This is a genomic window from Pseudomonas sp. 21615526, from assembly GCF_013386245.1.
In the GTDB taxonomy this organism is placed as follows: Bacteria; Pseudomonadota; Gammaproteobacteria; order Pseudomonadales; family Pseudomonadaceae; genus Aquipseudomonas.
The window spans coordinates 56,407-82,416 of record NZ_JACAOM010000005.1 but is presented as its reverse complement, the minus strand read 5'-3'; the positions used below and the strand labels follow the sequence as shown (position 1 = coordinate 82,416).

General features: G+C 59.6%; 23 protein-coding genes. 6 read left to right on the top strand and 17 right to left on the bottom strand.

Annotation, left to right across the window (positions count from 1 at the left end):
- Positions 1 to 60 precede the first annotated feature (60 nt).
- Both HX786_RS01965 and kdgD read right to left on the bottom strand, forming a co-directional pair.
- Positions 61 to 1,506, bottom strand: a complete 1,446-nt coding sequence (locus HX786_RS01965; RefSeq protein WP_003216060.1) for an aldehyde dehydrogenase family protein — start codon at positions 1,504 to 1,506, stop codon at positions 61 to 63.
- Positions 1,507 to 1,560: 54 nt separating this feature from the next.
- Positions 1,561 to 2,472 (bottom strand): 5-dehydro-4-deoxyglucarate dehydratase, encoded by a 912-nt coding sequence (gene kdgD, locus HX786_RS01960; RefSeq protein ID WP_003216058.1) that lies wholly within the window; start codon positions 2,470 to 2,472, stop codon positions 1,561 to 1,563.
- A gap of 224 nt (positions 2,473 to 2,696) precedes the next feature.
- Here kdgD and HX786_RS01955 point away from each other — a divergent pair, with 224 nt between their 5' ends.
- On the top strand, positions 2,697 to 3,851 hold the full coding sequence (locus HX786_RS01955) for a phospholipase (RefSeq protein WP_178911661.1): 1,155 nt from the start codon (positions 2,697 to 2,699) through the stop codon (positions 3,849 to 3,851).
- A gap of 202 nt (positions 3,852 to 4,053) precedes the next feature.
- Here HX786_RS01955 and HX786_RS01950 read toward each other — a convergent pair whose 3' ends face one another.
- The 8 genes from HX786_RS01950 to rplM form a co-directional block, all read right to left on the bottom strand.
- A complete protein-coding gene (locus HX786_RS01950) occupies positions 4,054 to 4,803 on the bottom strand; it encodes a FadR/GntR family transcriptional regulator (protein ID WP_008437251.1) in 750 nt (249 codons plus the stop codon).
- Between the two features lie 170 nt (positions 4,804 to 4,973).
- Positions 4,974 to 5,393 (bottom strand): ClpXP protease specificity-enhancing factor, encoded by a 420-nt coding sequence (locus HX786_RS01945; RefSeq protein ID WP_003216051.1) that lies wholly within the window; start codon positions 5,391 to 5,393, stop codon positions 4,974 to 4,976.
- A 17-nt stretch (positions 5,394 to 5,410) separates the two neighbouring features.
- Positions 5,411 to 6,028, bottom strand: a complete 618-nt coding sequence (locus HX786_RS01940; protein WP_003216049.1) for a glutathione S-transferase N-terminal domain-containing protein — start codon at positions 6,026 to 6,028, stop codon at positions 5,411 to 5,413.
- Between the two features lie 145 nt (positions 6,029 to 6,173).
- Positions 6,174 to 6,953, bottom strand: coding sequence for a cytochrome c1 (locus tag HX786_RS01935; RefSeq protein ID WP_003216044.1), 780 nt, complete (start codon positions 6,951 to 6,953; stop codon positions 6,174 to 6,176).
- The gene (locus tag HX786_RS01930; RefSeq protein WP_003216042.1) at positions 6,953 to 8,164 is read right to left on the bottom strand and encodes a cytochrome bc complex cytochrome b subunit; all 1,212 of its coding nucleotides are present in this window, start codon (positions 8,162 to 8,164) and stop codon (positions 6,953 to 6,955) included. Before HX786_RS01930 ends, HX786_RS01935 begins: the two co-directional genes overlap by 1 nt.
- Complete coding sequence (gene petA / locus HX786_RS01925) at positions 8,164 to 8,760, bottom strand: ubiquinol-cytochrome c reductase iron-sulfur subunit (protein ID WP_003216040.1); 597 nt, start codon at positions 8,758 to 8,760, stop codon at positions 8,164 to 8,166. Before petA ends, HX786_RS01930 begins: the two co-directional genes overlap by 1 nt.
- Positions 8,761 to 9,026: 266 nt before the next feature.
- Positions 9,027 to 9,419, bottom strand: a complete 393-nt coding sequence (rpsI, locus tag HX786_RS01920; protein ID WP_003216038.1) for a 30S ribosomal protein S9 — start codon at positions 9,417 to 9,419, stop codon at positions 9,027 to 9,029.
- Positions 9,420 to 9,433: 14 nt separating this feature from the next.
- The gene (gene rplM / locus HX786_RS01915) at positions 9,434 to 9,862 is read right to left on the bottom strand and encodes a 50S ribosomal protein L13 (RefSeq protein WP_003216032.1); all 429 of its coding nucleotides are present in this window, start codon (positions 9,860 to 9,862) and stop codon (positions 9,434 to 9,436) included.
- A 248-nt stretch (positions 9,863 to 10,110) separates the two neighbouring features.
- On the opposite strand from rplM, the gene HX786_RS01910 reads away from it, so the two are divergent.
- A complete protein-coding gene (locus HX786_RS01910) occupies positions 10,111 to 11,151 on the top strand; it encodes an NADP(H)-dependent aldo-keto reductase (protein WP_177021839.1) in 1,041 nt (346 codons plus the stop codon).
- A 123-nt stretch (positions 11,152 to 11,274) separates the two neighbouring features.
- Here the strand turns inward: HX786_RS01910 and HX786_RS01905 are convergent, their stop codons facing one another.
- On the bottom strand, positions 11,275 to 12,411 hold the full coding sequence (locus tag HX786_RS01905) for an acyl-CoA dehydrogenase family protein (RefSeq protein WP_003216028.1): 1,137 nt from the start codon (positions 12,409 to 12,411) through the stop codon (positions 11,275 to 11,277).
- A gap of 220 nt (positions 12,412 to 12,631) precedes the next feature.
- Between HX786_RS01905 and HX786_RS01900 the strand changes: the two genes are divergently transcribed.
- The gene (locus tag HX786_RS01900; RefSeq protein WP_173406101.1) at positions 12,632 to 13,552 is read left to right on the top strand and encodes a GlxA family transcriptional regulator; all 921 of its coding nucleotides are present in this window, start codon (positions 12,632 to 12,634) and stop codon (positions 13,550 to 13,552) included.
- Positions 13,553 to 13,744: 192 nt separating this feature from the next.
- Here the strand turns inward: HX786_RS01900 and zapE are convergent, their stop codons facing one another.
- The 3 genes from zapE to HX786_RS01885 all read right to left on the bottom strand — a co-directional run bounded on the left by zapE (position 13,745) and on the right by HX786_RS01885 (position 16,919).
- A complete protein-coding gene (gene zapE / locus HX786_RS01895; RefSeq protein WP_003216025.1) occupies positions 13,745 to 14,839 on the bottom strand; it encodes a cell division protein ZapE in 1,095 nt (364 codons plus the stop codon).
- 78 nt (positions 14,840 to 14,917) lie between these two features.
- Positions 14,918 to 16,273: a tryptophan--tRNA ligase gene (locus HX786_RS01890; RefSeq protein WP_008437254.1), complete on the bottom strand. Its 1,356-nt coding sequence runs from the start codon at positions 16,271 to 16,273 to the stop codon at positions 14,918 to 14,920.
- Between the two features lie 16 nt (positions 16,274 to 16,289).
- Positions 16,290 to 16,919, bottom strand: a complete 630-nt coding sequence (locus HX786_RS01885) for an alpha/beta hydrolase (RefSeq protein WP_023659190.1) — start codon at positions 16,917 to 16,919, stop codon at positions 16,290 to 16,292.
- Between the two features lie 147 nt (positions 16,920 to 17,066).
- Here HX786_RS01885 and HX786_RS01880 point away from each other — a divergent pair, with 147 nt between their 5' ends.
- Positions 17,067 to 17,504, top strand: a complete 438-nt coding sequence (locus HX786_RS01880; protein WP_003216019.1) for a YhcB family protein — start codon at positions 17,067 to 17,069, stop codon at positions 17,502 to 17,504.
- Positions 17,505 to 17,702: 198 nt separating this feature from the next.
- Here HX786_RS01880 and HX786_RS01875 read toward each other — a convergent pair whose 3' ends face one another.
- The 3 genes from HX786_RS01875 to HX786_RS01865 all read right to left on the bottom strand — a co-directional run bounded on the left by HX786_RS01875 (position 17,703) and on the right by HX786_RS01865 (position 21,343).
- Positions 17,703 to 19,427 (bottom strand): ABC transporter ATP-binding protein/permease, encoded by a 1,725-nt coding sequence (locus HX786_RS01875; RefSeq protein ID WP_178911660.1) that lies wholly within the window; start codon positions 19,425 to 19,427, stop codon positions 17,703 to 17,705.
- A gap of 100 nt (positions 19,428 to 19,527) precedes the next feature.
- Positions 19,528 to 20,088, bottom strand: a complete 561-nt coding sequence (locus HX786_RS01870; protein ID WP_003216016.1) for a response regulator transcription factor — start codon at positions 20,086 to 20,088, stop codon at positions 19,528 to 19,530.
- Complete coding sequence (locus tag HX786_RS01865; RefSeq protein ID WP_003216013.1) at positions 20,081 to 21,343, bottom strand: ATP-binding protein; 1,263 nt, start codon at positions 21,341 to 21,343, stop codon at positions 20,081 to 20,083. Before HX786_RS01865 ends, HX786_RS01870 begins: the two co-directional genes overlap by 8 nt.
- A 206-nt stretch (positions 21,344 to 21,549) precedes the next feature.
- Between HX786_RS01865 and HX786_RS01860 the strand changes: the two genes are divergently transcribed.
- Both HX786_RS01860 and HX786_RS01855 read left to right on the top strand, forming a co-directional pair.
- Positions 21,550 to 22,263: an SIMPL domain-containing protein gene (locus HX786_RS01860; protein ID WP_003216012.1), complete on the top strand. Its 714-nt coding sequence runs from the start codon at positions 21,550 to 21,552 to the stop codon at positions 22,261 to 22,263.
- Between the two features lie 300 nt (positions 22,264 to 22,563).
- On the top strand, positions 22,564 to 25,911 hold the full coding sequence (locus tag HX786_RS01855) for a dermonecrotic toxin domain-containing protein (RefSeq protein WP_023659189.1): 3,348 nt from the start codon (positions 22,564 to 22,566) through the stop codon (positions 25,909 to 25,911).
- Positions 25,912 to 26,010 lie beyond the last annotated feature (99 nt).

Sequence of the window (26,010 nt, the reverse complement as noted above, 5' to 3'; positions counted from 1 at the left end):
TTTGCGGGTAATCAAATTGTAAGCCTGTGGCGGGCACGGACCCGCCACAGGGTGCAGCCGTTACGAACCGATGTAGCTGGTTTTCACCACGGTGTAGAACTCTTGCGCATAGCGACCCTGCTCACGCGAACCGTAGGATGAACCCTTACGGCCGCCGAATGGAACGTGGTAATCCACACCGGCAGTCGGCAGATTGACCATCACCATCCCGGCCTGGGAATGACGCTTGAAGTGGTTGGCGTATTTCAGCGAGGTGGTGGCGATACCGGCCGAGAGGCCGAACTCGGTGTCGTTGGCCATCGCCAGCGCCGCCTCGTAATCCGCCACGCGCACCACGTTGGCCACCGGCCCGAAGATCTCTTCACGGCTGATGCGCATCGCGGCTTCGCTGTCGGCAAACAGCGTCGGCGCGAGGAAGTAGCCTTCGGTGTCGCAGGTCACCAGCTCACCGCCGCTGACCAGCCGGGCGCCTTCGCTCTGGCCGATGTCGATGTACTTCAAGTCCTGGTCCAGCTGGGCCTGGGAAACCACCGGGCCGATGTCGGTGCCGGTTTTCAGGGCGTGGCCGACCTTGATCGACTTCATCCGCTCGGCCATGGCCGCGACGAACTGGTCGTGAATCCCGGCGGTGACGATAAAGCGGCTGGACGCGGTGCAACGCTGGCCGGTGGAGTAGAACGCGCTCTGCACCGACAGCTCGACGGCTTGCTTGAGGTCGGCGTCGTCGAGAATGATCTGCGGGTTCTTGCCGCCCATTTCCAACTGCACCTTGGCCTGGCGCGACACGCAACTGACGGCGATCTGACGACCCACGCCCACCGAGCCGGTGAAGCTGATGCCGTCGACTTTCGGGCTGTTGACCATGGCATCGCCGACCACACGGCCGCTGCCCATCACCAGGTTGAACACACCGGCAGGGAAGCCGGCGCGGGAGATGATTTCGGCCAGGGCCCAGGCGCAGCCCGGTACCAGTTCAGCCGGTTTGAGCACCACGCAGTTGCCGTAGGCCAGGGCCGGGGCGATCTTCCAGGCCGGGATGGCAATCGGGAAGTTCCACGGCGTGATCAGGCCAACCACGCCCAACGCCTCACGGGTCACTTCAACGTTGACGCCCGGACGCACCGACGGCAGGTAGTCGCCGGACAGGCGCAGGCATTCACCGGCGAAGAATTTGAAGATGTTACCGGCGCGGGTCACTTCGCCGATGGCTTCCGGCAGGGTCTTGCCCTCTTCCCGGGCCAGCAGGGTGCCGAGTTCTTCGCGACGGGCGAGGATTTCGGTGCCGACCTTATCCAGCGAATCATGACGCGCCTGGATCCCGGAAGTGGACCACGCCGGAAAAGCAGCGCGCGCAGCGTCGATGGCCGCGTGAACCTGGGCGAGGTCAGCCTTGGCGTATTCGCCAATGACATCAGACAACTCCGACGGATTGATGTTGGCCGAGTAGTCGGCGCCGGCAACCCACTGGCCACCGATGTAGTTTTCAAAACGCTTGGCTTGGGACACGAATTCTCTCCTGACGCAAAAAGCCGCTGATTACTCAGCGGCCTTGGTGATGGGTTATTGCGCGCCTTGCTTGTCGATCAACGCGGCCAGGGCTTCGTATTCTTCCGGCAGCAGATCGGTCAGCGGGGTACGCACGGGGCCTGCGTCGTAGCCGACGATTTTCGCCCCGGCCTTGACGATGCTCACCGCGTAACCGGCCTTGCGGTTACGGATGTCGAGGTACGGCAGGAAGAAGTCGTCGATGATCTTGCCGACGGTGGCGTGATCTTCCCGGGCAATGGCGTGGTAGAAGTCCATCGCGGTTTTTGGAATGAAGTTGAACACCGCCGAGGAGTACACCGGCACGCCCAGGGCCTTGTAGGCAGCGGCGTAAACCTCTGCAGTCGGCAAGCCGCCCAGGTAGCTGAAACGGTCACCGAGGCGACGACGGATCGACACCATCAATTCAATGTCACCCAGGCCGTCCTTGTAACCGATCAGGTTCGGGCAGCGCTCGGCCAGGCGTTCCAGCAGCGGCGCGGTCAGGCGGCAGACGTTACGGTTGTAGACCACTACACCGATCTTGACCGACTTGCACACCGCTTCAACGTGGGCGGCAACCCCATCCTGGCTGGCTTCGGTCAGGTAGTGCGGCAGCAGCAGCAAGCCTTTGGCGCCAAGACGCTCGGCTTCCTGGGCGTACTCGATGGCCTGGCGGGTGGCACCGCCGACACCGGCAAGAATCGGCACGCTGGTGGCGCAGGTATCAACGGCGGTTTTCACCACTTGCGAATATTCGCTGGCCGCCAGGGAGAAAAACTCACCGGTGCCGCCAGCGGCGAACAAGGCAGTAGCGCCGTAAGGGGCCAGCCATTCCAGACGCTTGATGTAGCCCGCCTGGTGGAAATCACCCTGGGCATTGAAATCGGTCACCGGGAAAGACAGCAGACCGTGAGAGAGGATGGACTTCAGTTCTTGTGGATTCATTATTCGAACACCCTGGGCGAAGACTTTCTGTTGTGAGATTACGGATGGTTATCTTGATGTCGTACGTCATCGTACAACTATAAAAATATTCGTCAACTGCAATTCATCGCCGCCCTTCTCGATTGCTGCTTTCTTGACGTAGGAAGTTTTTCCTCTATGCTCTGGATAACTGTATATACGTACAGTTATTACGGAAGATTCCTACGACATAGCAAGGAGCTAACATGTCAGATCTTGAACTCGCCACACCTGTGAAAACCCCGCCAACCCTGCGTTTTGAAGGCGGCGAACACACCGCCATCGGCGACGACACCCTGTTGCGTTTCGTCAAGGACGCCCCGCCGATTCCCGCCCGGCAGGTCGAATTGCACCTGCCCAATGGCCTGGCGCTGAGCTACGGCCAGATCATCGCCCTGGGCGGTGATTTCTATGGCATCCCCGGGCGCCCCATCAACGAAGGCACATCGCCCGCTGATCGTGTGCAGCGCTTTACCGATGCATTCAACTCGCTGGCGGTATTGCCAGCATCACGGGAAGAAGCGGGCAAGATCCTCGCGGTGATGCAAAAGGAGATCAATGCGGTCAACCAGGCGATCAAGGATGGCAAGCAACCCCATGAAGCCTATGACGCGCTGGGTGACACCTTGTCCGAGGAATGGAACCGCATCACCGGCGGCGGCAGTGCCGTCTCGGCGCTGATTCCACTGGGGCGCTACCTGAAACTGGCGGCAGACAATGCCGACCACTTTGGCGAATGGGCTTTGGCGGCCTATCTGGCGGGGCATACGGCAGCCTTGCAACAAGCCGTCGTGGCGCATCAGACCGGCACCGACCAGGCGCTGGAACTGGCCTATGCCATGAACAGCTTTGCTGATCACTTTTTGACCGATCTATTTTCCGCCGGGCACCTGCGGGTACCGCGCAAGCAACTGGCGGCGGTGGTGACACCGGGTGAACTGGGCTCGCTGATCAGCCGCTTCATGCACGATGAAGACAGCAAGTTCGGGCTCAATGTGCGCAACGCCCTGGGCGAGCAGTGGCATGCCTACGGTGATAAACGCTATTTCGACAGCAACGATGCGGCCAACCGCGCCATGGTCAAACGCGCCGTGCAGGCCTCGGCCGATGAGATCTTCGAAACGTTTATCAGCGGCATGGCGCCCTCCCCGGCCAACTTCAAGGCACCGCTGTATGTGCCGGACCTGAACGCCGCGCAGAACCCGGCGAACAACTTCTCACCGCTGTTCAAGGCTGAAGGCGACAAGGTGCTGCGACGCAAGGACGTCAACAACCTGAACGACAAGCAGTGGACCAATGACTGGTGGGGTTGGAGCACGTATCTGCTGCTCAAGGACTACAAGCCGAATCAGCCGGTCTGAAAGACGTGAGTTAAGCCTCGCGCATTAACCTGTGGCGAGGGAGCTTGCTCCCGTTGGGCTGCGAAGCAGCCCCGGCAAGAACACGGGGTTCTTTCAGACAGAACTCGGGGCAATGGATTTTGGGGCCGCTGCGCGGCCCAACGGGAGCAAGCTCCCTCGCCACAATGAGCTTTCAAGCCACACGCTTACGTCCAGCCTGGAATCAACCGCGCTGCGCTTCCGCCTCTTCATGGGCATGGCGCAGCCGCTCACGGCTGTTGGTCAGGTGCAACCGCATGGCCGCCCGCGCCGCATCCGAATCCTGGCGCGCGATCGCCTCATAGATCTCTTCGTGTTCGCGGCTCAGGCGGCTCATGTAGTGCTGCTGGTCATCATGGGCCAGGCGTGCCGAGTTCAGCCGCGTGCGCGGAATGATGCTGGTGCCCAGGTGGGTCATGATGTCGGTGAAGTAGCGGTTGCCGGTGGACAGGGCAATCTGCAGGTGGAACTGGAAGTCCGACGCCACCGCATCACCGGCGTGGGCCGCACTTTCGTTCAGCGCATCGAGGGCAGCACGCATGCCGGCCAATTGCTCGTCGCTACGGCGCTGGGCAGCAAGCCCGGCAGACTCCACTTCCAGGCTGATCCGCAGTTCAAGGATGGCCAGCACATCACGCAGGGTGACGACAGTGGCCGGATCAATCCGGAAACCGCTGGGGCTTGGCGTATCCAGCACAAAGGTACCGATGCCATGGCGGGTTTCTACCTGCCCGGCGGCCTGCAATCGCGAGATGGCTTCACGCACCACGGTGCGGCTGACCCCGTGGGCGTCCATGATCGCCGACTCGGTGGGCAGTTTGTCGCCACGTTTGAGTTGGCCGTCGCGGATCTGCTCGGACAACACCGTGACCAATTCCTGGGCAAGGCTGCGGCGCTTGCGGGGAAGACGAGGGGCGGCGCTGGAGTTTTCCATGATCAATCATCTATCTCGGCGATCTGAAGCACGCATGATAGCCCATGGCGGTTGTACGATCACCGTCCTGTCATGACTTTCATCTATAACGGCCGGGGTTTTCGCCAGGCAAAAAAATGCCCCGGCATCACCGAGGCATTTTCAACGCTGGCCCGAGGGCCCGCGCCTTGTTACTTCACCACTTTCAGACTCGGCCGACCGCTTGGACGCGGTGGCTCGGAATCCGGCGGCGGCACATCATCTTCACCTTCGAGCTCGATCGCTTCGTCATCCTCAAGGGAAGACTCCAGATCAAACACCATGCCCTGGCCATTTTCCCGGGCGTAGATCCCGAGGATGGCACCGATGGGCACGAACAGCGTATGCGGCACACCGCCGAAACGCCCTTCAAAGCTGACCGCTTCATTGTCCATGTGCAGGTGTCGCACGGCACTGGGTGAAACGTTCAGGACGATTTGTCCGTCACTGGCAAAACCTTGCGGTACCTGAACCGCGGGAAACTCGGAATTGACCAGCATGTGCGGGGTGCAATCGTTGTCCACTATCCACTCATAGAGCGCGCGGACCAGGTAAGGTCGACTGGAGTTCATCAACGGCTCCTTAAGCCTTAGCGCATATCGCGTTCGACACCAGACAGACTCGCCTGGAAAGCCTCACGCGCAAACTGGCGCTCCATGTAGTCAAGCAGCGGCTTGGCAGGCCGCGGCAGTTCTATGCCCAAAATCGGCAAGCGCCAGAGTATGGGTAATAGGCAGCAATCCACCAGACTTTGTTCCTCGCTGAGGAAAAAAGGTTTGTCGGCAAACAACGGCGAAACACCGGTCAGGCTCTCGCGCAATTCCTTGCGCGCCTGAACCCGGGCCGCTTCCTTGCTGCGTGAATCCAGAATCAGGTCCACCAGGCCACACCAGTCACGCTGGATCCGATGGATAAGCAGGCGGCTGTTGGCACGCGCCACCGGATACACCGGCAGCAACGGTGGATGGGGATAACGCTCATCCAGGTATTCCATCACCACGGTTGACTCCCACAACGCCAGGTCACGATCGACCAGGGTGGGCAAGCTGCCGTAAGGGTTCACTTCGATCAGTTTCGGCGGGTGACGTCCCACCTCCACACTGATGATCTCTGCGCTGACACCCTTCTCTGCGAGCACGATGCGTACTCGGTGGGAATAGTGGTCGGCGGGGTCGGAGTAACAGGCCAACCGATTGGTCACGCCCATGGCGGTCCTCCTCGCTTGTTGAAATTATCGGAAGCTCAAAAACGAGCGCGCCCAGTGAGCATCTCCGTGATGCCTGGATAAACCAGACTTACCTTCAGAGATGCCGCTGGGCGCGCAAGATTAACAGCAATTACTTACGGTTGGATCAATGCACATCCTTCCAGTATTCGCGTTTCAGCAGATAGGCGAACACGAAGAAGAAGGCCAGGTACAGCAACACATAGGTACCAATGCGCTGATGCTGCAGCTTCACTGGGTTGGCCGAGTAGGCCAGGAAGGTCACCAGATTCTTGACCTTCTCGTCGAACTGCTCTTCGTTCAGCGTGCCGGTCTTCGGCACTATGGTCAGCTGATCGCACGCTTCATGAGTCAAAGGCGTACCGGTGAGCGGATCATACTGCTTCTTGCCGTCTTCGACGATTTGTACTTGCTTGCATCCTACCACTTGGCGACCTTGCAGGCCGACCAGAACGTTAGGCATACCGACGTTCGGGAACACTTTGTTGTTCACGCCGTAGGGACGCGTCGGGTCTTCATAGAAGGATTTCAGGTAGCCATAGAGCCAATCGGTGCCACGCACACGGGCCACCAGGGTCAGGTCGGGCGGTGCAGCCCCGAACCAGGTCTTGGCGTCGGCCGGTTGCATGCCGATGGTCATGTGGTCGCCGATCTTCGCCCCGGTGAACACCGAGTGGCTCAGCATCACGTCATGGGGAATGCCCAGGTCGTCGGCCACTCGCTCGTAACGCTGGAACTTGGCGCTGTGGCAGCCCATGCAGTAGTTGGTGAACGTACGCAGCCCGTCCTGCATTGCGGCTTTGTCCGACACGTCGATGTCGACTTTTTCCAGCTCTGGGCCGTGTTCAGCGGCGAAAGACAGCAGCGGCAGGGCCGCAAGAATGAATGCAACGAATAATTTTTTCATCAGCCAGTCACCCTTTCCGGTACCGGTTTGGTCTTCTCGAGCCGGGTGTAGAACGGCATCAGAATGAAGTAGGCGAAGTACAGGAAGGTGCAGACCTGCGACAGCAACGTACGCTCCGGGGTCGGCGCCAGTACGCCCAGTACACCCAGGATCACGAACGCAATGCAGAACACCCACAGCCAGATCTTGCTCAGCCAGCCCTTGTAGCGCATGGACTTGACCGGGCTACGGTCGAGCCACGGCAGCACGAACAGCACCGCAATCGCTGCGCCCATGGCGATAACGCCCATGAGTTTGTCGGGAATCGCCCGCAAGATCGCGTAGAACGGAGTGAAGTACCAGACCGGGGCAATGTGTTCCGGGGTCTTGAAGGCGTTCGCCTGTTCGAAGTTCGGTTTCTCGAGGAAATAACCGCCCATCTCCGGGAAAAAGAACACGATCGAGCAGAAGATGAACAGGAACACCACCACACCGACGATATCTTTCACGGTGTAGTACGGGTGGAACGGAATGCCGTCCAGTGGTACGCCGTTTTCGTCCTTGTGCTTCTTGATATCCACGCCGTCGGGGTTGTTCGAACCCACTTCGTGCAACGCCAGGATGTGCAGCACTACCAGGCCCAGGATCACGATCGGCAAGGCCACCACGTGCAAGGCGAAGAAGCGGTTCAGGGTGATCCCGGAGATCAGGTAGTCACCGCGAATCCACTGGGTCAGGTCGTTGCCGATGACCGGGATCGCACCGAACAGCGAGATGATCACCTGGGCGCCCCAATAGGACATCTGGCCCCACGGCAGCAGGTAGCCCATGAAGGCCTCGGCCATCAGCGCCAGGTAGATCAGCATGCCGAACACCCATACCAGCTCGCGGGGCTTCTGGTACGAACCGTAGAGCAGGCCACGGAACATGTGCATGTAGACGACGATGAAGAACGCCGAGGCGCCGGTGGAGTGCAGCAGACGCAGGATCGAGCCGTACTCGACGTCGCGCATGATGTATTCGACGGAGGCGAAGGCTTCTTCGGCCGACGGGGTGTAGCTCATCGTCAGCCAGACACCGGTAACGATCTGATTGACCAGTACCAGAAGTGCCAGGGAGCCAAAGAAATAGAAGAAGTTGAAATTCTTCGGTGCGTAGTACTTGCTGAGGTGGTCTTCCCACATCTTGGTCGCGGGGAAGCGCGCATCCACCCAATCCATGAACTTGCTCATCAGGCTTTCTCCCCCTCGTCGACGCCAATGACAATGACACTGTCAGTCTCGTAGTGATGTGGCGGAACTGGCAGGTTCAGTGGTGCAGGTTGTGACTTGTAGACGCGGCCAGCGAGGTCGTAGTGAGAACCGTGGCACGGGCAGAAATAGCCCCCGACCCAGTCCTTGCCCAGGTCCGCGGGCGCCACTTCCGGGCGGAAGGTGGGAGAGCAACCCAAGTGGGTGCAGATACCGATCAGCAGCAGAATTTCCGGCTTGATCGAGCGAATTTCCTTATCGACGTAAGCGGGTTGGTCGGAATTCTTCGAGTCGGGGTCGGACAGCTGGCCCTCGATCTTCTTCAGATTTCCCAGGATTTCCTCGGTACGACGAACGATGAACACTGGCTGACCGCGCCATTCAGCAATCATTTGCTGGCCTGGATCGATCTTGCTGACATTCACCTTCACCGGTGCACCTGCGGCTTTCGCCTTGGCACTGGGAAACCATGACCCCACGAACGGGACCGCAGCCCCCACCGCTCCTGCAGCACCCACCACGGATGTGGCTGCTACCAAGAAGCGACGCCGGCCTGCATTCACGCCGTCATTGCTCATTCAGTCCTCTCCCATCAGCTTTGTGGCCTGTTAAATCAGGCGTCTACTAAGTGTTAAATCTGAACTTATAAAAATTTTGCCGAATGGTAATGAAAAGCCCCACGTCTGACAAGGTAATTACCCCCGGCACTGGCTCCAAGCCTTTGAGTATAGGGGCTCTACGGATGTGGCAAGTTGTCACACAGATTTTTTTACATAAATAGCAGGCAATAAAAAACGCCCAGCTCCGTGAGGAGGCTGGGCGTTTTCTGGAACGTAAAAGCGAATTAACGCTTCGAGTACTGCGGACGCTTACGCGCTTTACGCAGACCAACTTTCTTACGTTCAACTTCACGAGCATCGCGAGTCACGAAGCCAGCTTTGCGCAGAGCGCCACGCAGGGTTTCGTCGTACTGCATCAGAGCGCGAGTGATACCGTGGCGGATTGCGCCAGCTTGACCACTTACACCGCCACCGATAACGGTGACGTAGATGTCGAACTTTTCAACGGTCTCGGTCAATTCCAGCGGCTGACGAACTACCATGCGGGCAGTTTCGCGACCGAAGAAATTTTCCAGAGTGCGGTTGTTGATCGAGATGTTACCAGTACCCGGACGCAGGAAAACGCGAGCGGTAGCGGTTTTGCGACGGCCAGTGCCGTAATTTTGAGTCGCCGACATAATGAACTATTCCGTTAAAACTTCAGTTCTTGGGGCTGCTGAGCAGCATGAGGGTGAGCAGCGCCCGCATAGACTTTCAGCTTGCGATACATGTCGCGACCCAGTGGGCCCTTCGGCAGCATACCTTTGACCGCGATTTCAATCGGGGCTTCAGGCTTTTTGGAGATCAGGCCTTCGAAGTTCGAAGACTTGATACCGCCTGGGAAACCGGAGTGACGGTAGTACATTTTGTCTTGCGCTTTGTTGCCGGTAACACGTACCTGCTCGGCGTTGATGATGACAATGTAGTCACCGGTATCAACGTGAGGGGTGTACTCAGGCTTGTGCTTGCCACGCAGACGGCTGGCGACTTCAGTGGCCAGACGACCCAGGGTCTGACCAGCGGCGTCGACGACAAACCAGTCGCGCTGAACTGTTTCTGGTTTTGCAGTAAAAGTTGTCATTCTTTAATAGCCTCAGGGGCCGCCCTGTAAATTAGACGGCGGATCTTACTGAATAGTGCGTACTTTGACAAGTCAAAGGCAGCCGGATACAGACGCTATCGGGGGCTCGGGTCGGCGCGTCCGTTCAACGGCAAGATTCTTCGGCAGGCGGCGCATCACTTCCACTGCAGAAAGAGGTGGGCAATTATGCAGATTGCCAAAAAAATTTCAACCTGCTTTTATGATTGTTTTCCCCGAAGGAGTACCCGATGGACTATCGACAGCTGGGCCGAACCGATCTGAACGTGAGCGCGATAGCCTTGGGCACCATGACCTGGGGCGAGCAGAACAGCGAGGCAGAGGCCTTCGCACAGATCGAACGGGCCAAGGCCGCGGGGATCAACTTCCTCGACACCGCGGAAATGTACCCGGTGCCGCCCAAGGCCGACACCTACGCCACCACCGAGCGCTATATCGGTAATTACTTCAAAAGCCGCGGCGACCGTGCCGACTGGATCCTCGCTAGCAAGATCGCCGGCCCCGGCAACACCATCGACTACATCCGCGATGGCAGCCTCAAGCACAACCGCAAGCACATCGCCGAAGCCCTGGATGCGAGCCTCAAGCGCCTGCAAACCGACTGGATCGACCTCTACCAGTTGCACTGGCCCGAGCGCAGCACCAACTTTTTCGGCCAGCTGGGCTACAAGCACAAGGCCGACGAAGACCTGACGCCGCTGGAGGAAACCCTCGAAGCCCTGGATGAGCAGGTCAAGGCCGGCAAGATCCGCCACATCGGCCTGTCCAACGAAACCCCGTGGGGCACCATGAAGTTCCTGGCCCTGGCCGAAGCCCGTGGCTGGACCCGCGCGGTGTCGATCCAGAATCCCTACAACCTGCTCAACCGCAGCTTTGAAGTGGGCCTGGCGGAGATCGCCATCCGTGAACAGTGCGGTTTGCTGGCGTATTCACCGCTGGCGTTCGGCATGCTCAGCGGCAAGTACGAAGGTGGCGCACGCCCGGCCAAGGGCCGCCTGAGCCTCTATAGCCGCTTCAGCCGCTACTTCAACCCGCAGTCGGAAGCTGCATGCAGCCGTTATGTGGCACTGGCCCGTGAGCACGGCCTGGACCCGGCGCAGATGGCATTGGCGTTTGTGACCCAACAACCGTTCGTGACCAGCAACATCATTGGCGCCACGACCCTGGAGCAGCTGGACAGCAACATCGCCAGCGCTGATTTGAAACTGTCGGATGAGGTGCTGGCAGGGATTGAGGCGATTCAGAAGGATCATCCGAATCCTGCGCCTTGATTGATCTCTAGACCGCCTTCGCGAGCAAGCCCGCTCCCACATTCCACCGAGTTCCACCTTTGGAATGCAGTCGAATGTGGGAGCGGGCTTGCTCGCGAAGCGGCCCTCAAAAACACCAAGAATTCAAAGCGCCCGCGCAATAATCTCCTTCATGATCTCATTCGTCCCCGCATAAATCCGCTGCACCCGCGCATCTGCCCACGCCCGCGCAATCGGGTATTCCCACATAAACCCATACCCGCCGTGCAGTTGCACACACTCATCCAGCACCTTGCACTGCAGGTCCGTGGCCCAGTATTTGGCCATCGCGGCCGTGGGCACATCGAGCTTGCCTTCCAGGTGCAACTCCATGCACTTGTCGACAAACACCCGGCCGATCTGGGTTTCAGTGGCAATCTCCGCCAGTTTGAATCGGGTGTTCTGGAAGTCGATGATCGCCTTGCCGAACGCCTTGCGGTCCCGGGTGTATTCCAGCGTCCATTGCAACGCCGCCTCAGCTGACGACAGCGCACCAATCGCCACCGTCAAACGCTCCTGCGGCAACTCCTGCATCAGGTAGGCAAAGCCCATCCCCGCCTGGCCCAGCAGATTCTCCTTGGGCACCCGCACATCCTGGAAGAACAGTTCCGATGTATCCTGGGCCTTCATCCCGACCTTCTCCAGGCGCTTGCCCTTGTCGAAGCCCGGCGTGTTGGCCTCCACCAGAAACAGACTGGTGCCCTTGGCGCCGGCCTTGGGATCGGTCTTGGCCACGACGATCACCAGATCAGCCAGGAAGCCATTGGTGATGAACGTCTTGGAGCCGTTGATCACGTATTCATCGCCATCCAGCACCGCCGTAGTCTTGACCCCTTGCAGGTCGGACCCGGCCCCCGGCTCGGTCATGGCAATCGCCGTGACCATTTCCCCGGAGATCAGCTTGGGCAGGTACTTGTGCTTCAGCGCCTCACTGCCGTAATGCAGGATGTAGGGCGCAACAATGTCCGAATGCAGGGAGAAACCAATCCCGGTCAATCCCAGGCGGCTGATCTCCTCGATCACCACCGCGCTGTAGAGAAAGTCCGCCCCGAGGCCGCCGTACTCTTCCGGCAAATGCGAGCAGAGCATCCCCGCCTCCCCCGCCTTGTTCCACAGGTTGCGGTCGATGTAGCCCTGCTTTTCCCATTGCCCGTGGAACGGCGCCGCGTCTTTTTCGAGGAAGGTGCGCACGCTCTGGCGGAAGAGTTCGTGCTCCGAGCTGAACAAGGTTCTGGGAATCATGGGTCACCTGTGTGAATTGTCGGACAAGACCGGGATCACAGAGCCTAAGCCGCGAAGGCGTCACAGGACACTGGACACATGCGACAAAAAATAAGACGATCCAGCCGTCTGGTGACCACTTTCCCCTATAAGAATAAATGAAATTATGTCTAACCAAATCTCCACGCCCTTGCGGCGCGTCAGCATTTTGGCCATTGATCGGGTATTCGCTTCAACCCTCATGCAAGCCAAGGATTTCTTCCACCTCGCGAGCCTGCGCTACGGCAAACAGCTGGGCCAGGGCCTCACTCCCGCCTTCGAAACCCGCCTGGTCAGCCCCGACGGGCAGTCGGTGCGCAGCTTCAGCGATGTGATCATGCCGGTGGACGGCGGCCTCGAAAACGCCGACATCATCGTGCTCCCGGCCTTCTGGGACGATTTCGACTCGTTGTGCCAACGCTACCCCCAAGTGCTGCCCTGGCTGCGCGAACAACACGCCCGTGGCGCGGTGCTGTGCGGCGAAGCCACCGGGGTGTTCTGGCTCGCCGAAGCCGGCCTGCTGGATGGCAAGGAAGCGACCACCTATTGGCGCTTCTTCAACGCTTTCACCGAACGCTTTCCCAAGGTGCAACTGAACCAGGACAAGCACCTGACCGACGCCGACAACCTGTACTGCGCCGGCGGCACCACCTCGGCCTGCGATCTCTACATCTACCTGATCGAACGCTTCTGCGGCGCCAACATCGCCCAGGCCGTGGCCCGCGACATCCTCTACGAAGTGCAACGCAGCTACGCCCCCGGGCGCATCGGTTTTGGCGGGCAGAAGCTGCACCAGGACGTGATCATCCTGCAGATCCAGCATTGGCTCGAAGAGCACTTCGCCGACAAGTTCCGCTTCGAAGACGTGGCCCGGGAACACGGCATGAGCATCCGCAACTTCATGCGCCGCTTCCAGACCGCCACCGGTGACAAGCCGCTGCACTACCTGCAACGGTTGCGCATCGAGACAGCCAAGGGCCTGCTGTCCGGCAGCCGCAAAAGCATCAAGACCATCAGTTACGAGGTGGGCTACGACGACGCGAGCTTCTTTGCGCGGCTGTTCCGCCAGCATACCGAGCTGTCGCCCAACCAGTATCGCCAGCAGTTCCAGCAGGCCGCGTAACCAAAGGGTATACGCAGTAAAAATGTGGGAGCTGGCTTGCCTGCAATGGCGGCGTGCCAGGCACCAGCGGCATCAACCGACAGACCGCTATCGCGGGCAAGCCCGGCTCCCACAGCTCTTTCTGTTGACCTGGAAATTTTGCATAAAAAAGGCCCGCATCGCTGCGGGCCTTTTTCATTTCAAGCACATCGCTTACGGCTTGTGCGCCCGCGACAGGAACTCGTGGGACTGCATTTCCAGCAAGCGGCTCAAGGTGCGCTGGAATTCGAAGTTCAAGCGGCCGCCGGTGTAGAGGTCCTTGAGCTCGACTTCCGCCGAGATGATCAGCTTGACGTTGCGGTCGTAGAACTCGTCGACCATGTTGATAAAGCGCCGCGCGATGTCGTCGGTGGTGACGCTCATCTGCTCGACACCGCTCAGGATCACCGCATGGAAGATCTTGCCCAGTTCGATGTAGTCGTTCTGGCTGCGAGGGCCGTCGCACAGTTCGCGGAATTCGAACCAGGCCACGTCATCGCAGGTGCGCAGCGCGATGATTTCGCGGTTTTCGATGATCAGCTTGTCGTTTTCAATCGCCTGGGTGCATTCCGGCGTCAGCGCGCGGAAGCTCTTGCGCAGGCTTTCCTGGGCCACTTCGTTGAGCGGGTAGTGGAACAGTTCGGCTTGTTCAAGGTGACGCAGGCGGTAGTCGACGCCGCTGTCGACGTTGACGATGTCGGTGTTCTGCTTGATCAGGGCGATGGCCGGCAGGAAACGCGCGCGTTGCAGGCCGTCCTTGTACAGGCCGTCGGGCACGATGTTCGAGGTGGCGACAAGGGTCACGCCGTTCTTGAACAACTCTTCCATCAGGGTGCCGAGGATCATCGCGTCGGTGATGTCGGACACGAAGAACTCATCGAAACAGATCACCCGGGCTTCTTCCGAGAAGCGCTTGGCGATGATGGTCAGCGGGTTCTTTTCGCCCGGCAGGGTCTTCATCTCTTCATGCACGCGCTTCATGAAGCGGTGGAAGTGGGTGCGGACCTTTTCCTTGAACGGCAGCGCTTCGAAGAAGGTGTCCACCAGGTAAGTCTTGCCCCGGCCAACACCACCCCAGAAATACAGGCCCTTGACCGGCGTATGGTCTTTCTTGCCAAACAGCTTGCTGAACATGCCCGGCTTGTTCTGCGAGGCCTGGACCAGATCGTCGTACAGGCGCTGCAAATGGCGCACCGCAGTTTCCTGGGCAGCGTCATGGAAGAATTCAGGGCGTTTCAGATCAGCTTGATATCGTTCTAGGGGCGTCATAATTCGTTAGCAAGGCAACAAAAACGGGCCGCCACTGTAACGACGGCCCTGAAGAATGGCAATCAACCCTTGGTCGGGTCAATCCTCGATTGGGGTCAACGCAACGCGCAAGGCTTCGATCGCCGCATCCCGCGAGGCGCTGTCGGCGAACGCCGGGCTATCGGCGACGACTTCACCGTCCAGCCACACGCTGAAGCTCGAGGCTTCACTGCGTACATCCAGCGCCTGCCCCGATTGCAGCTGCTTGGTTACGGCGCCTGCGGTTTTACCGTCGGCAAAGTTGCGCGACAGCAGCAGTTGCTCGCCTTCGGCCGCCAGCAAACGGAAGCGGAAGCTGCCGTCGTCTTCGCGGAAGCTGACAAAGCGCGCGGCTTTCGCAGCTTTCTTCTTGGTGGTGGCAGCCACGGCGACCGGGTTGACGAACGAGCGCAGGCCCACCGCTTCACGCAGTTCGGCCAGGAACGGTGCAGCCACGGCGCGGGCTTTGCGGGCGCCGACCAGCAGCAGGTCTTCCATGTCCGACGGGCGCGACATCAGTTGGTGATAACGCTCGCGCGCTTCGCCCAGTTGGCCGTCCAGCAGTTGGAACAGACGGTTCTTCGCCTCGCCCCAGCCCAGGCCTTGCAACAGTTCACCGCGGAACTCTTCTTCCTGGGCCTGGGTGGCAAACGCCTGGTACAGGGTGAACAGGTGCGAGTTGTCCGGATCCTTGGCTTCGCCCGGCGCGCGGGAGTCGGTGACGATCCGCGAGATCGCGTCCTTCATGTCCTTGGCGCTGGTGAACAACGGGATGGTGTTGTCGTAGCTCTTCGACATCTTGCGGCCATCCAGGCCCGGCAAGGTGGCGACGCTTTCTTCGATCAGCGCTTCGGGCATGGTGAAGAATTCTTTACCCTTGCCGAACAGGTGGTTGAAGCGCTGGCCGATGTCGCGAGCCATTTCCACGTGCTGGATCTGGTCACGACCGACCGGCACCTTGTGGGCGTTGAACATCAGGATGTCCGCGGCCATCAGCACCGGGTAGCTGTACAGGCCCATGGTGATCCCCGCATCCGGGTCTTCGCCATTCTCCAGGTTCTTGTCCACCGAGGCCTTGTAGGCGTGCGCACGGTTGAGCAAGCCCTTGGCCGCCACGCAGGTCAGCAGCCAGGTCAGCTCGGGGATTTCCGGGATGTCGGACTGGCGGTAGAAGGTTACCCGGTTCACATCCAGGCCACCGGCCAGCCAGGTCGCGGCGATTTCCATGCGCGAGCGCTGGATGCGCTGCGGGTCATCGCACTTGATCAGGGCGTGGTAGTCGGCCAGGAAGTAGAAGGAGTCGGCGTTGGCGTCCTGGCTGGCAAGGATCGCCGGGCGAATCGCGCCGGCGTAGTTGCCCAGGTGCGGCGTGCCGGTGGTGGTGATGCCGGTGAGGATGCGGGTACGGGTCGTCATGGGTGATCGCTTGTCATCAATTCGAAAGACGTGGCAGCACAAGATCCTTGAGATCGGTCAGCTTGCCATGAAAAAAGTGTCCGCATTCTGCCACTTTCAGCAGCTCATGGGGGCGATTCAGGGCCGCGGACCAGTCGTAGACGAGTTGCGGGTCGACCACTTCGTCGGTTTCCGGCTGGATCACGGTCAATGGGCAGCCTTGTGGCAACACGTCGTTATCCCGCAGGCGCATCACGGCCGCGGCCACCATGAACAGGTGCGCGAGTTTTTCGCCCTTGGCTTCCAGGCGGCCGCCGAGGGTGGCCGCGACAAACCCGCCGAAGGAAAAACCCAGCAGGGTGATCGGCAGGTCGGGATGCTTTTCACGCAGCCAGGTGGCTGCCGCTTCGGCGTCGTCGACTTCACCGGTGCCCATATCGTGCGTACCGGCACTGGTGCCGACACCGCGATAATTGAAACGTAACGTGATCAAGCCGGCATCGCGCGCGGTGCGTTGCAGGGTCGATACGACTTTGTTGAGCATGGTGCCGCCCTGCACCGGGTTCGGGTGACAGATCAGCGCCAGGCCACGTGGCTCGGGGTGATCCAGATACAGGGCTTCCAGTTGGCCTACCGGGCCATCGATCAAAACGGGGGTTTCACGCATCAGCAAGGAAGGAACTCCGTGACCTCTCAAGGGGTCGACTCGTCTAGCTAAAAGTCTGTGCATGGCATCATTGCGAGCTTAATCGCGGTATACAGCGCAGGTCCGAGCCGTTAACGTAAAGCAAAGCCGTTTATAGAGGAAGGACTCGTGGAACACTCGCTCTTAGTTTGGTTGTTGCCGACTCTCGCCTTGGTTGCCGGTGTCGCCATTGGATTCCTGGTTGCCCGCCTGCTGCCGAATGCCGCGCCTAACCGCACGCAGCGTCAGCTGGATGACATTCAGGAACGTTTTGACAGTTATCAGAACGAGGTTGTTACCCACTTCAACAGCACCGCGACCCTGGTGAAAAAGCTCACTCAGAGCTATCAGGAAGTACAGGATCATCTCGCCGAGGGTGCCAACCGCCTGGCCCTGGACGACATCACCCGCCAGCGCCTGCTGGCCGCGCTGCATTCCGATGCACCGCACGCTCCACGGGAACGCCTGACCCCTCCGCGGGAAAATCAGGAGCCGCCACGGGATTACGCGCCAAAAACGCCAAATGCCCCGGGGATGCTGGATGAGCATTACGGCTTGAAGAAGTAATAGCTTTTCAAGCGGCATAAAAAAGCCCGGCTGATCGATGATCAGCCGGGCTTTTTTGTTGGCACCAGGTCGACCAGACGACACTGATCCAATGTGCGAGCGGGCTTGCTCGCGAATGCGGTCTATCAGTCACCCGATGTATTAACTGACCCACCGTATTCGCGAGCAAGCCCGCTCCCACATTGACCGAGTCCGACTTCAGGACACTGGCTGTTCTTGTAGCTGCCCGTCCTGTATCCGCACATGCCGCCCATGGAAACGCTTGAGGCTGCTGCGGTGCCCGACGCTGACGATGCTCAACCCCGGCAACTCATCGATCAACGCCTGATACAGCGCCGCCTCATCTTCCTCGTCCATCGCCGAGGTGGCCTCGTCCATGTACAGCCATTGCGGTTCAAACAACAACGCCCGCGCAAACGCCAGGCGCTGTTGCTCACCCGGCGACAGCATGCGCTGCCAGTGATTGGCCTCATCCAAGCGTGGAATCAGGTGCGCCAGGCGGCAGGTTTCCAGGACCTGTGCATAACGTTGCGCCGGGTACGCGTCCTCCTCCTGTGGATAACTCAACACACCCCGCAAGGTACCAATCGGCAGGTACGGCTTTTGCGGCAGGAACAGATAACGCTCGGCCGGCAAGCGGATGTTGCCGTGGCCGTTTGGCCAGAGATTGCCCATGGCCCGCAGCAAGGTTGACTTGCCGCTGCCGGAACGCCCGCTGAGCATCAATCGCTCACCCTCGGCAACCGTCAGGTTGGCGCCATCCAGCAGGTGACGACCATCCGCCAGATCGAGGCTGAGGTTGCTCATCTGCAAATTGCCGCCCTGGCGTTGCAACTCGATGCCCATGTTGCGGCCTTCGTTTTCTTCCATCGCCTCGCCAAAGCTCAGCAGACGATCACAGGTCGCACGCCAGCTGGCCAACACGGTGTACGCGTCGACAAACCAGCTCAGGCTGCCCTGCACGCTGCCAAACGCACTGGCCACTTGCATCAGCACGCCCAGCTCTATCTGGCCGGAAAAGTAACGCGGCGCTGCCACCACAAACGGGAAGATGATCGCGATCTGCGAGTAACCACTGGTGAAAAAGTTCAGGCGCTTCTTGAGCTGCATGATGCTCCAGAAGTTGCTCCACACCCGCCCGAAACGTGCACTCAGTTGTTGGTGTTCATTCGGCTCGCCATTGAACAGCGCGATGCTTTCGGCGTTCTCGCGCACCCGCACCAGGCTGAAACGCAAGTCGGCCTCGAAGCGTTGCTGGCGGTTGCTCAAGCCGATCAGTTTTCGACCAATCAAGTGGGTCAACCAACTGCCCAGCACGGCATATACCAGTGCCGCCCAGAACATATAGCCGGGAATCGTGATGCCCCAAACCTCGATACTGCCGGACACGCCCCACAGGATCACCGAGAACGACACCAGGCTCACCAGGTTACTGATAAACCCCAGGCCCAGGCTCAGGGTGCTGCTGGTAAAGGCGTTGAGGTCTTCGGAGATACGTTGGTCGGGGTTATCGGTGTAGCCGCCATATTCCAGGTGGTAGTAGTTCTTCTCGCTCAGCCACTTGGCGAAGTAGGTTTCAGTCAGCCAGCGCCGCCAGCGGATGGTGAGCATTTGCTGCAAATAGGAAGTGAACACCCCGGTGACGATCGCCACCACGGCGATCACGCTGAAATACATCAGCAGGTGGGTGAAGGCGTCGTAGTCCTTCTTTTCCAGGGCGTTATAGAAGTCGCGGTTCCAGCTGTTGAACCACACCGACACCGCCACACTGAACAGCGACAGCCCCAGCACCACCAGCAGCAACAGCCAGGCCTTGAACTTCTCCTCACTGCGCCAGTAGGGGGTGATCAGCGCCCAGACTTTCCTTAAAAATTGCCCACGCACCGCGTCATTGACCGCGGAATACTCAGCGTTCTGATTCATTGTTCAGGCTCGGTAGGAAAAAAATAACAGGCGTTTGAACCGATCATAGACGATCGGTTCAGGGCTCCGTGCGGCCTGAAGCAGATTGTTCAGTCGCCGTTCAACGTCGAACCGGGCGTTTCTGCAACTTGCGCTGCAACGTTCGACGATGCATGCCCAGGGCGCGGGCCGTGGCGGAGATGTTGCCTTCGTGCTCGGTCAACACCCGCTGGATGTGTTCCCACTGCAGGCGGTCCACCGACATCGGGTTTTCCGGCACCAGGGTGTCGAGGTCGGCGTGCTCGGAGAGCAAGGCGGCCAGCACGTCGTCGGCGTCTGCCGGCTTGCACAGGTAGTTGCAGGCGCCACGCTTGATCGCCTCGACGGCGGTGGCAATGCTGGAATAGCCGGTGAGGATCACCACGCGCATTTCCGGGTCCAGCTCCAGCAGCTTGGGCAGCAGCACCAGGCCGGAGTCGCCGTCCATTTTCAGGTCCAGGGCCGCGTATTCCGGCAGGTCGGCCGTGGCGATGGCCAGGCCTTCCTCGGCGGAACCTGCGGTGCTGACGCGAAAGCCACGACGGCTCATGGCGCGGGCCATCACGCGGGTAAAGGTGGCGTCGTCATCTACCAGCAGCAGGTGCGGCAGTTCTTCGCCTTCGACTTGGATCTCGTCACTCATCGATGTCTCCTCGTGCGACACGGGGCAGGCGCAGCTCGGTGAGCGTACCGCCTTCCTCATGACTATAGAGTTTCACTGAGCCGCCCGCGCGGGTCACGCTGGCCTTGCTCAAAAACAGGCCCAGGCCGAAGCCTTTGCCCTTGGTGGTAAAGAAGGGCTTGCCGATCTGCTCGGCAATCGCCAGCGGCACACCGGCGCCGTGGTCGCGAATGCTGATGGTGAAGTCTTCCGCATCCCAGTCCAGGGTCACTTCCAACCCTTCCGGGCAGGCATCGGCGGCGTTGTTCAGCAGGTTCAGCAGCGCCTGGGTCAGGTCCGGCGGCGGTGCCATGCGCGGCACCGTGCCCTGGCCCAGCAGGTGAAACCGGTAACTGGCTTCGGGACGCATCAGGTGCCAGCGGTTCAGGGCTTCGTCCAGCCACTGGGTGACGTCTTGCATCTCCACCGCCAGGCGGCGATTGGCCTCGGCGGCGCGCACCAGCTGCTGCAAGGTCAGCTTGCACTGCTTGACCTGTTCCTGCAGCACACTCAGGTCGTCTTGCAGGGCCGGGTCGTGGTGGTCCTGGGTCATTTCCTTGAGCAGTACGCTCATGGTCGCCAGCGGCGTGCCCAATTCGTGGGCCGCGCCGGCGGCCTGGGTGGCAACGGCCAGCAGCTGCTGGTCACGCAGGCCTTCTTCACGGCGAATGGCGCGCAGTTCTTCCTGGCGGCGCAGCTCTTCCGCCATTCGTGCGGCAAAAAAGGTGATGACCGCCGCCGACAGGGCAAAGCTCAGCCACATGCCGTAGATCTGCAGGTTTTCCCGGGCGATGGGGAAGGTCTGCAACGGGTAGAACTGTGCCAGCAGCAGGGTGTACAGGGTCAGGGCAATACCCGACAGCACCACCGAATAACGCCACGGCAAGGTCACCGCCGCGATGGTCAGTGGCACCAGGTAATAGGACACGAACGGGTTGGTGGAGCCGCCGGAGAAGTACAGCAACACGCTGTGGATAAACAGGTCGCAGGCCAGTTGCAGGGCGTATTCCAGCTCGGTCACAGGCCACGTGGTGCGCAGGCGGATGACGGTAAATACACACAGCACCGTGGAGAAGCCGAGGGTCACGGCCAACTGCAACCAGGGCAGCGGCAGCAGTTTGAACCAATAGGCGAGCCCCACCGAACCGGCCTGTGCGGCCAGCACCAGGGTGCGGATGAACGTCAGGCGCCAAAGGTTCTGGCGGGTGGCGGAAGTCAGTTTTACGGCGGCGAGCATGAGCTCTCCCGATGAGCGCTGCAGGCGGATCGCACGGAGTATAAACGAAGCGACAGCGCTGGCACGGCGTGTGTGGCTCTTTGACGCAGGGGTCAGGATCATGACCGTTCGTCGGCATCCGCCAACTTGTAGCGAATGTGTAAACCCGAAGAACTGAAACCTTGCGTCTACAGTCTTACCGAACACGAACATCTCAAGGAGCTTACATGTCTCGTTTCATTCGCAGTGCAGCCACCCTCACCCTCGGCGCCGCTACCCTCGCCAGCCTGCCGGCCATGGCCGCTGACGAACTGCATTACAACCAGATTTCCCTGCGTGCCGAAGTCAGCCAGGAAGTGGCGCGCGACCAGATGATCGTCACCCTGTACACCGAGTCGCAGAACACCGACCCGGCCAAGCTTGCCGCCGAAATCACCACCACCATGAACAAGGCGCTGGCCCAGGCCCGCGAAGTCAAAGGCGTGACCCTGCGCCAGGGTAGCCGCAACAGCTACCCGATCTACGACAACAAGAACCAGAAAATCACCGGCTGGCGTGAACGCGCTGAGCTGCGCATGGAAAGTGCCGACTTCGCCGCCCTGTCCAAGCTCACCGGCGACATGCTGACCAACCTGAAAATGGACAGCATGGACTTCGCCATCGCCAACCCGACCCGCAAGGCCAGCGAAGATGCCCTGCTTAAAGAAGCGGTCACCGCATTCAAGGCCCGTGCCCAACTGGCCACCGATGCGCTGGGCGGCAAGGGCTACAAGATCGTCAACCTGAACTTCAACACCAACGGTTATCCACAGCCGTATGCACGTGGCGGGATGATGATGAAAGCCGCAGCGATGGATTCGGCACCGACGCCGGAAGTCGAAGCCGGCACCAGCCAGGTCAACATGACCGCAGATGGCGTGATCGAAGTCCAGATGCCTTGATCGAGCGGTACCCCAGTTGCAATGACGCTGCCCACGGGCAGCGTTTTTTTTTGCCTGCGCACTTCATTCAAGAAGTATCAGCGGTAATAACCGGATATCAGCTTAAGAAAATACTCAATGGCTGAGAGTGTTCTGGTCCACACACCTTGAAGCGCACCGGCGATAAATCTTTTCAGCTTATAACCCGCGTAATGGCGAACTACATCTTCCCCATCAAAGAACGGAACACGCCTACACGCTGAACCACCTATGGCGGACATCACATCATTCCTGCACACCATGCACATCAGGATTTGTCATATGACCACCATAGGTTCCATCGCGGCAAACAACGGCTTCTTCCTTGATACCCCCTCCTCGGCAGGTATTGCCGAAGAACAGGGAAAACCCCGCCAAGGTACGGATACTTCACGGCAGACATATTCGCCAGGGCAGCCCGTAAAGGCAGCCGATCGGGCCACCGACACTCCCGCATCACGACCCCGCCGTCACACTCACGACGTGTTGATCCCGGGATTGCCATACAACAAGACAGTCGAAAACTACATTCGCAGTGCAACGACAGGGTTCGAGACGCCCCTGGAAAGCACCGCCAACCTTATCAAGGCCGAAATCAAGAAAAAGTGGGGCGAGGACGTTGATCCGGACAACACGTTTATTACTACCTTCAACTACGACCCGACACGGGGAAGGCCTCCTCGCAATGCAAAGGTACTGAACCGGATAACCTTGACCCAGGCGGCCCTGCAAGATGTGCAGAAAAAAAACAACACCGATGAACACCAGACGCCCGAGGAAAAAACACGCACGACCCTGCATACCTGGCTGGAACGGCTACTGACGTTTTCGCCGCTGGGCCAGGCGGGGCTTGCCATTGACTCTGCCGTCAATGCCCAGCAGACCTATGAGTTTATATACCGCGCCTCCCCGCCCGGCCAGCGCCAGCAATACAACGAGTCGATGCGGATCAAAAAGACCCCGGAGCAATTCAGGGAATTGGTGTGGAACACCGAACGCGCCGCGCCGTATAAAACATTCCTGGATACGTTCTGGCCCAGCCACGAAAGCAAATACACGGCATTGACCAAGGCCTCCTTCGTTGCCGCCATCCTGCTCCAGGAAAAGACCGGCAGCCTGAGCCCAAGCGACAAGGAACTGGCGCTACGCGCAGCGAACTTGACCACCGATAAAGACTGGTCGAACCTCCGCGTCGAGGACCTGAAAGCCTCTGCCGCCCAGGACCCAGGCCTGGAAATGGGTCTGCTCAGCATCAACGGTTTTCAATCTTCGGACCTGCTGTACATCACCGACAAAAACCCCAAGGTCACCGATGACGGCAAGATCATCAGCCCCACGCTTTTGTATATTCCCGGCAACTCGTCGCCTATTCATCGCTTTGACAGCCAGGCCCAGATGAAAAACTGGCTGGCTGAGCAAGCTGCCGACCCCACCAAGCGCGAAGCCCTTTCAACCCATTTCACGCTGCGTGACCAGGCCGACCGGACGTTCTCCGACGGCGTGAACCAGACACTGACCGGGCTGGGTGGCTGGCACCGCAAAGACGCGCCGGATGCCGATGTGTTGGAGCGCCTGAATGAATTCAACCCGCAGACTTTCATCACCACCGAACCCCTCGCCCAGGACCCATTCGAGGCCATTACTGCCCGCCAGAAAGATCGCTCGTACAAGGATGCCGAGACCCAAATCGTCACCGACAGCGACGTGACCAAAGCCAACATCCTCAAAGGCCTGGAAACCGCCACCAAAGTCGCGATGCTGATGACGCCGCTGGCACTGGTGATGCCCGAAGTCGCCGTGGCCCTCGAGGTGTTCTACGTCGCCTCCGGCGTAGCGGAGGCCGGTATCGGCATCGATGACGTCAAGCACGGCAAGAAAGGCGGGGCCGACCATATCGTGTTCGGAGTGCTCAATGCGCTGCCGACGGTGGCTTCGGGCGCAACTTCACTGGTGGAGAAAGGGATAGAGAGGGCCTCGAAAGCCCTTGAGTCCTCCACCCGCATCGCCCTCACGCGCGAAGTCGAGCCGGGAGCTGCAGGGGCAAGCGTGCTGGTACCTGAGGGCCTGTCCGCAGACCAGACCTTCCTGATCAAGCGTGCAACCCATACCGATGTAGTGGTCGGGGATGACGTTTACCGCTACGACCCCGCACAACCGGACGCCTTGACCAAGATGGGGCCTACCGAGCATGCCGAGCCGCTGGAGGATTTTGAAGCCGTTTGTGCGCCGGTTGGGCGCCGCGTAAAGCGCAACATTGACAGCTTGTGCTACACAAAAATGATCGAGGACGCCGATACATCGGTCGCTCAAGACGCCCAGGCACTTGAGCATCGGCGTCTCTTGCCGGGCGCCCCAACGCAGGAAGGCGCGCGGACCGTGGTGCATGAGCACAGGCTGTATAGAGTGAGCGACACATCCAGCCAGGAGCTGATGTCGGTGCCCGGGCACACGCCGGTTACCTACCGCAACCAAACCAGCGGGGTGGTGCTCAATGAGCCGGACTTCGGCTATGAAGATATCGGTCAACCACGGGCGCTCAACCAGGAAACCGTGGTTGTAAAGCTGGACCAGATCAGTGATCTCAGTGATGACCAGCGCGTCCTGAGGGGCATAAAAATACCCTACGCAGGAATAGATTATGTGGTGGTCGAGGGCGATACCGGCATTTACTACGTGGCCGAATACGACGGTTCGAACCCTGCGCTCAACTTTCAACGCATCGCCGCAAACACCGATCCGGCCAGCCGGGACATCATCAGGCTGCATGACGAGTACAAGGACCTCTATCGTGACATTTCCGGAAAAACCCACAATAACGATCTGGTGATACTGCCCTCCCTGGACTCACTGGCAAAAAAACTGAGCCTTGAATACAACTTCACACCCGATCAAGCCACCCAACTGGACCGAGTCCTGGCCGGACTGTCCGATGAAAAGAAACGTGAAGTTCTACTGGCAGTCTATGCCTGGGACAAGAAGGTAGAGGTGGCCGCCAAGACCATACAACTTGAGCCCCTTCAAAAGCCTCACTATTTCGGCCAGCTCACGGTCAACGAGCAAAACAAGGCCTACGCCCGTTGGGGCAAGAGAACGGTGGAGGAACAGTTCCAGACAACCGGTATACGGTCGGCCAACCAGAAAACCCTGGCCGATGCCGGTAACAGTCTGCGCAGCGACGTGGCCAATGAAATAGTGACCTGGCTATACACTCGAACCGGCGCGCCCAACTACTCGGAGGTCATCCTGAAAACGGGGGCCGGCAATTGCGACCAGATGGCCAGGGTCGCCACCGATACCGTTAACGCCAGTGGCGGCTTTGCCCGCATTGCACAAGTGCAGGGACACACCTTCAGCGTGGTCGGCGGCCCCGCAAGTCAGCCTAACCTCTTGACCGCTGGATTTGCCGAGCCCGAATGGGCTGATGCGTGGATAGTGGACCCATGGGCCGGTATCACTTGTCCGGCCAACGAGTACCACGGCCAATTCGCACAACGCATGCAGGAATGGAGCGACGAGGGCCGGCAAATCCTGATCGGAGATGGTGGTACGCCGCCTCGGCACGTCTGGAGCGATCCTATGGACCCGCGGTGGATACAGTCCACCGTTTATGGCGGCGCACAGGTGTTTTAAGGCGATCGCCGCGACGCAGGCGCTTATCTCAACCTGGGTAACCCGAACGGCGGCAACCGTGGTGACCGCCGTTCTCGTTCGCGTAGCGTTTACCTGCCA

Excerpts from the sequence above, each read along its gene's own strand:
- HX786_RS01860 (WP_003216012.1), top strand. The coding sequence starts at position 21,550 with ATGTCTCGTTTCATTCGCAGTGCAGCCACCCTCACCCTCGGCGCCGCT.
- HX786_RS01875 (WP_178911660.1), bottom strand. The coding sequence starts at position 19,427 with ATGAATCAGAACGCTGAGTATTCCGCGGTCAATGACGCGGTGCGTGGG.
- petA (WP_003216040.1), bottom strand. The coding sequence starts at position 8,760 with ATGAGCAATGACGGCGTGAATGCAGGCCGGCGTCGCTTCTTGGTAGCA.
- kdgD (WP_003216058.1), bottom strand. The coding sequence starts at position 2,472 with ATGAATCCACAAGAACTGAAGTCCATCCTCTCTCACGGTCTGCTGTCT.
- HX786_RS01930 (WP_003216042.1), bottom strand. The coding sequence starts at position 8,164 with ATGAGCAAGTTCATGGATTGGGTGGATGCGCGCTTCCCCGCGACCAAG.
- rplM (WP_003216032.1), bottom strand. The coding sequence starts at position 9,862 with ATGACAACTTTTACTGCAAAACCAGAAACAGTTCAGCGCGACTGGTTT.
- HX786_RS01870 (WP_003216016.1), bottom strand. The coding sequence starts at position 20,088 with ATGAGTGACGAGATCCAAGTCGAAGGCGAAGAACTGCCGCACCTGCTG.
- zapE (WP_003216025.1), bottom strand. The coding sequence starts at position 14,839 with ATGACGCCCCTAGAACGATATCAAGCTGATCTGAAACGCCCTGAATTC.
- HX786_RS01910 (WP_177021839.1), top strand. The coding sequence starts at position 10,111 with ATGGACTATCGACAGCTGGGCCGAACCGATCTGAACGTGAGCGCGATA.
- HX786_RS01950 (WP_008437251.1), bottom strand. The coding sequence starts at position 4,803 with ATGGAAAACTCCAGCGCCGCCCCTCGTCTTCCCCGCAAGCGCCGCAGC.
- HX786_RS01935 (WP_003216044.1), bottom strand. The coding sequence starts at position 6,953 with ATGAAAAAATTATTCGTTGCATTCATTCTTGCGGCCCTGCCGCTGCTG.
- HX786_RS01885 (WP_023659190.1), bottom strand. The coding sequence starts at position 16,919 with ATGCGTGAAACCCCCGTTTTGATCGATGGCCCGGTAGGCCAACTGGAA.
- HX786_RS01890 (WP_008437254.1), bottom strand. The coding sequence starts at position 16,273 with ATGACGACCCGTACCCGCATCCTCACCGGCATCACCACCACCGGCACG.
- rpsI (WP_003216038.1), bottom strand. The coding sequence starts at position 9,419 with ATGTCGGCGACTCAAAATTACGGCACTGGCCGTCGCAAAACCGCTACC.
- HX786_RS01940 (WP_003216049.1), bottom strand. The coding sequence starts at position 6,028 with ATGGGCGTGACCAATCGGTTGGCCTGTTACTCCGACCCCGCCGACCAC.
- HX786_RS01945 (WP_003216051.1), bottom strand. The coding sequence starts at position 5,393 with ATGAACTCCAGTCGACCTTACCTGGTCCGCGCGCTCTATGAGTGGATA.
- HX786_RS01955 (WP_178911661.1), top strand. The coding sequence starts at position 2,697 with ATGTCAGATCTTGAACTCGCCACACCTGTGAAAACCCCGCCAACCCTG.
- HX786_RS01905 (WP_003216028.1), bottom strand. The coding sequence starts at position 12,411 with ATGATTCCCAGAACCTTGTTCAGCTCGGAGCACGAACTCTTCCGCCAG.
- HX786_RS01865 (WP_003216013.1), bottom strand. The coding sequence starts at position 21,343 with ATGCTCGCCGCCGTAAAACTGACTTCCGCCACCCGCCAGAACCTTTGG.
- HX786_RS01855 (WP_023659189.1), top strand. The coding sequence starts at position 22,564 with ATGACCACCATAGGTTCCATCGCGGCAAACAACGGCTTCTTCCTTGAT.
- HX786_RS01900 (WP_173406101.1), top strand. The coding sequence starts at position 12,632 with ATGCAAGCCAAGGATTTCTTCCACCTCGCGAGCCTGCGCTACGGCAAA.